This is a genomic window from Actinomadura geliboluensis, from assembly GCF_005889745.1.
Classification (GTDB): Bacteria; Actinomycetota; Actinomycetes; order Streptosporangiales; family Streptosporangiaceae; genus Spirillospora; species Spirillospora geliboluensis.
In genome coordinates this window covers 1-4,550 of the sequence record NZ_VCKZ01000579.1, presented here as the reverse complement: position 1 = coordinate 4,550, position 4,550 = coordinate 1, and the positions used below count along the sequence as shown (strand labels likewise).

At 71.1% G+C, this 4,550-nt stretch carries 4 protein-coding genes and 1 pseudogene; all 5 read right to left on the bottom strand.

Annotated features, from left to right (window positions below):
- A pseudogene (locus ETD96_RS41740) lies at window positions 1–205 on the bottom strand (hypothetical protein); the annotation flags it as partial.
- 13 nt (window positions 206–218) lie between these two features.
- Window positions 219–1,367, bottom strand: coding sequence for a sensor histidine kinase (locus ETD96_RS41735; protein ID WP_138642003.1), 1,149 nt, complete (start codon window positions 1,365–1,367; stop codon window positions 219–221).
- 141 nt (window positions 1,368–1,508) lie between these two features.
- The gene (locus tag ETD96_RS41730) at window positions 1,509–2,480 is read right to left on the bottom strand and encodes a D-alanine--D-alanine ligase family protein (RefSeq protein WP_138642002.1); all 972 of its coding nucleotides are present in this window, start codon (window positions 2,478–2,480) and stop codon (window positions 1,509–1,511) included.
- A complete protein-coding gene (gene alr, locus ETD96_RS41725) occupies window positions 2,477–3,529 on the bottom strand; it encodes an alanine racemase (protein ID WP_205719731.1) in 1,053 nt (350 codons plus the stop codon). The genes ETD96_RS41730 and alr overlap by 4 nt, the downstream gene beginning before the upstream one ends.
- 74 nt (window positions 3,530–3,603) lie before the next feature.
- A complete protein-coding gene (locus ETD96_RS41720; RefSeq protein WP_240808604.1) occupies window positions 3,604–4,122 on the bottom strand; it encodes a M15 family metallopeptidase in 519 nt (172 codons plus the stop codon).
- Window positions 4,123–4,550 lie beyond the last annotated feature (428 nt).

The window sequence follows — 4,550 nt, the reverse complement described above, 5'->3', positions numbered from 1 at the left end:
GGCGCCCACCGAGATCTCCACTCTCTCCGTCGTCGGCAGCGTCAGAGGTGTATAAGAGACAGACCCGGATCGTGCCCTCGGCGATGCCGAACAGGTCGCCGACGCGGACGAGGTGGCGGGCCGGGAGCCGGGGCGGATGGACGCCGAGCAGCGTGCTCAGCACGACCGAGCGTGCCGTGAGCGGGCGGATGTCCGGGTGGTCCATGGCGGGCTCGACCCTACCCGGCGGCGGTCCAGTCGGCCCCGTTCGGGGACGGTCCCGTGCCGGGGAGGCGGATCGTGACGAGGAGGCCGCCGGCGGGTCGGGGCGTGAGGTCGAGGGTGCCGTCGTGTGCTCGGACGATGCTGTGCACGATGGCCAGCCCGAGGCCGACGCCCGCGTGTTCGTCGGTGCGCTGGCGCTGTGTTCCGCGTTGGAAGGGCTCGGTGAGGGTCGGGATCAGCTCCGGTGGTACCGGGCGGCCGGTGTTCTCGACCCGCAGGACGCTGGCGCCGTGCTGCGATTCGGTGTGGACCGTCACGGTGCCGCCGGTCGGGAGGTTGTGGACGATGGCGTTCTGGACGAGGTTCGTCACCAGCCGCAGGATGAGTTCCGCGGAGCCGAGGGTCTGTGCCTTCTCGCCGGTGACGGCGAGCGTGATCTGGCGCCGTTCGGCGAGGGGGAGCAGCGTTTCGGCGGCCTCTTCGGCGACGAGGGACAGGTTGACCACTTCGCGGGTGAAGTTCCTGCGGTCGGCGCGGCTGAGCAGGAGGAGGGCCTGGGTGAGGTCGATCGCCCGCGTGTTGACCGTGTGGAGGCGTTCGATGAGCTCGTCCTGGCCCCGCGCGGGGTCGTTGCGGGCGACGTCGAGGAGTGTCCGGGAGATCGCCAGCGGGGTGCGCAGTTCGTGGGAGGCGTTGGCGGCGAACCTCCGCTGTTCGGCGACATGGGATTCGAGCTTCTCGAGCATGGTGTCGAACACGTCGGCGAGTTCGCGGAACTCGTCTCCGGGGCCTTCGAGGCGGATCCGATGGGACAGCGAGCCGTGGGAGGCCAGCCGTGCCGCGTCCGCGATCCGGGTGAGCGGTGCGAGCATCCGGCCGGCGAGGAGCCATCCTCCCAGCAGGCCGAACACCAGCAGGAAGGCCATCGCCGTGGCCGCGCGGGGGACGAAGGCGCGCTGGAGGTCCTCGCGGCCAGGGACGAAATGCGGTCCCAGTCCCCCGGGCCGGTCTCCCCTGGGCCCGAGTTGGACGGCGGTTTCGGGGACGTACCGCAGGAGGAACACCCAGACCACGGCCAGCAGAAGGGCGCCGGCGAGCAGGAGGAACCCGGCGTAGCTGAGGGTGAGTTTCAGGCGGGCGCTGAGCCCGGGGCGTCTACCCATGAGCGCGTACGGCTTCCGGGAGGTGGGGCTCGTCCTCGACGATCAACGCGCGCATAGTCGAAGGCTAAGCGGCGCCGCATATCGCCGACATATGCAAAACCCCGGGCCGTCCGGCATGGGGGTCCGTGGTCTTCGCCGACTTCACGAACTTGTGGGGACGGGCACGGTGGCGGTGTCGACCAGGCGTGCGACCAGTTGCTCGTAGGGCAGTCCGGCCGCGGCGAACATCCTCGGCACCTGCGACTGGGCCGTCATGCCGGGCATGGTGTTGACCTCGTTGAGGACGGGCCCGTGGTCGGTGAGGAAGAAGTCGATGCGGGCGACACCGGCGCATCCGAGCGCGTCGAACATCCGCAGCGCCGCCCCGGTGAGGGCGGCCCGGTCCGCCTCGTCGAGGTCGGCGGGCACGCTGAACCTCGCCGAACCGTCGTACTTCGACTGCGTGTCGAACAGGCCGTCGGCGTGGATCTCCAGTGGCGGCGACGCCCAGCGGCGGCCATCGGCCTCGCGCAGGACGGCCACATCGATCTCCCGCCCGAGGACGACGTCCTCGACCAGGATCCTGTCGTCAAGGCGCGCTGCGCAGCGCAGCGCGTCGCATAGTTCGGAGGGGTCGCGCGCCAGGGCGACACCGAAGCTCGACCCGGCGGAGGCCGGCTTCACCACCACGTCCGTCTTGAATTCGATGTCGGCGATCTCTGCCGCCGTCACCAGGCGGCCGGGCGCGGTGTGGATGCCGACGGCGTCCGCCACGAGCTTGGTCGTCCACTTGTCCATGCCGAGCGCTCCGGCGCGCAGGCCCGAGCCGACCATCGGCTTGTGCGCGAGGGCGCACAGTGCCGCGAGGGTTCCGTCCTCGCCGGACGGGCCGTGGATCGCGGGGAAGACGACGTCGGCGCGTTCGATGACGCCCAGTGCGGCGGCCAGGGAGGTGATGGCCCCGGGCCCGAGCGCGTCCGAGCCCTGCCTCCACGTCCCGTCGCGGTCGATGGTCAGCGCGTCGACGGCGAATCCGCTGGAACGCAGCGCCTGCGCGATGGCTGCGGCGGTGGCCAGGGAGACGTCGTGCTCGGCGTTCTGCCCGCCGCCGATGACCGCGATTCGCCGTGTCATGCGATGCTCCTTTTCACACGCGGCCCGATGCCGGTGACGATGGTGTGCGGAATGGTCCCGGCCCAGCGGGCCCAGTCCCGGATGGTCGGGGTCGCGCCGCCCGCGGGGCCGAACACGGTCGCGGACGTGCCGATCCGGAAGCGGTCGGCACCGGTGTCGATCACGATCTGGTCCATCGAGACCCGTCCCGCGACGGGGAAACGGCGCCCGCCGATCTCGACGCCGGCCTGGGGCGAGCATTCGCGCGGGATCCCGTCGGCGTACCCGACGGGCAGGACGCTCAGGTGGGTGGCGCGATCGGTGACGTACGCGCCGCCGTAGCCGACCGCCGTGCCCGCCGGGACCGCCGCCGTGTGCACGATCGGCGCGGTCAGCCGGGACGCGCCGTGCAGCTCGACGGTCTCGGAAGGGTCGATGCCGACCAGTCCCGCCCCGACGCGGACCATGCTGAAATGCGTCGCCGGGTCGGTCAGCGTCCCCGACGTGGCCGCGAGATGGACGAGCGGCGAACCGAGCCCCGCGGCCCGGACCGCCTGCCGCGCCCGGCGCATACGGGCGACCGCCGGCGCGTTCGCCGCCGGGTCGGCCCGGTCGGCCAGCGGGAGATGCCCCATGACGCCCACGACGCGGACCTTGCGAGCCTGCTGGGCATGCCGAGCGAGACGGATCAGTTCGTCCCACCGGTCGCGGGGGCAGCCGCCACGGGACATGCCGGTGTCCATGTGGAGGTGGATCCGCACCGTGGAGACGGCCTGCGCGACGAGCGCGCCGAGCTCGTCCACCGACCCGACCGCGACGTCGACCCCGGTGGCGGCTGCGGCTTCGGCGTCGATCCCGGAGGGGTGCAGCCAGGTGAGGATCGGCACCGCCAACCCTGCGGCGCGCAACGCGGAAGCGTCCGCGAGGCTCGTCGTGCCGAGCCATCCGGCACCGGCGGCGACGGCGGCTCTGGCGACCGTGACGGCGCCGTGGCCGAAACCGTCCGCCTTGACCACGGCCATGATCGTGCTCCGGGTGCGGGCACGAAGCTCGGCCACGTTCGCGGTCACCGCCGCAGGCAGCGTTTGCAAGGTCGGAGGCGAAAAGGTGCCTGATCGGCGTTCAAGCGGGATCGCGAGCCGATTCACGGCCGTCTCCTCGGGTCCTCGACCGGTTCCGCGTACATCGGCGGGCGACGGTCACCGACGGCATCCGGATGCGGCAGCTGGACCGGCTCGACAATGCGGTACTCGAAGTGCCACCACTCATTGCCGTAAATGCGGTAGAGCCCGTACCGCCCGCCGTTCTGTTCGAGCCACCGCGCGCCCTCGGTCGGCCGGACGTCGATCGCGAGCCCCCGCACATGGCTGGATTCCTGCGGCGGCAGCACCCGGCGCCGCGCCGCCGACACCGAGCCGGTGCGACGCACCTCAGCGGAGAAGAGCCGGTGCTGTTCCGCCGCGTCCCGATATCCCGAGGTGAGGCCGATCAATTGCCCGTCGCACCAGAACGCTTCGGCCCGCGCGTGCGTGAACGCGGCCAGCGTTTCCGGTGCCAGCCCGCGGAGATCCTCGGCGGGGAAGCGCAGTCTCAGCGCCCATTGGCAGGCCAGGAAACGGGCCCGGCCCGGTGCGCGGCAGAAGGCGATCGGCAGCAGCAGCACCGCGAGGAGACGAGTGACGGCCGCCAGGACGCACGCTTTCCTCTCCGAAAGGGAATTCGCCACGACTCACCGCCGAAGGGGCAGGTCGTGGGCGGGGCCCGAAGCGGACGGGGAGTGCGATGCGCTGTGGTGCATGCCCCCACTGAAGTGGGAAGGCTGTTGCGGTGCCGTATGCGATTTTCAATACGCTCGCGATACACCCGGCGTCCAGGCCGACCGTGGCGAGGGTTCTCACCCGGCCAGCGGCCCCTCTTGGAGGCGCACGGCCTTTCCCTGGTGGACGCGTTCGACCTTCCCGCTTCCGTGGAGGCGGACGATGAGCACCGATGGCACGTCCCATTTGGGGCCTGTCTCTTACACACATCTGACGCTGCCGACGACGGAGAGAGTGTAGATCCCGGTGGTCCCCGCATCCATAAAAAAAAAAC

Excerpts from the sequence above, each read along its gene's own strand:
- ETD96_RS41735 (WP_138642003.1), bottom strand. The coding sequence starts at position 1,367 with ATGGGTAGACGCCCCGGGCTCAGCGCCCGCCTGAAACTCACCCTCAGC.
- ETD96_RS41730 (WP_138642002.1), bottom strand. The coding sequence starts at position 2,480 with ATGACACGGCGAATCGCGGTCATCGGCGGCGGGCAGAACGCCGAGCAC.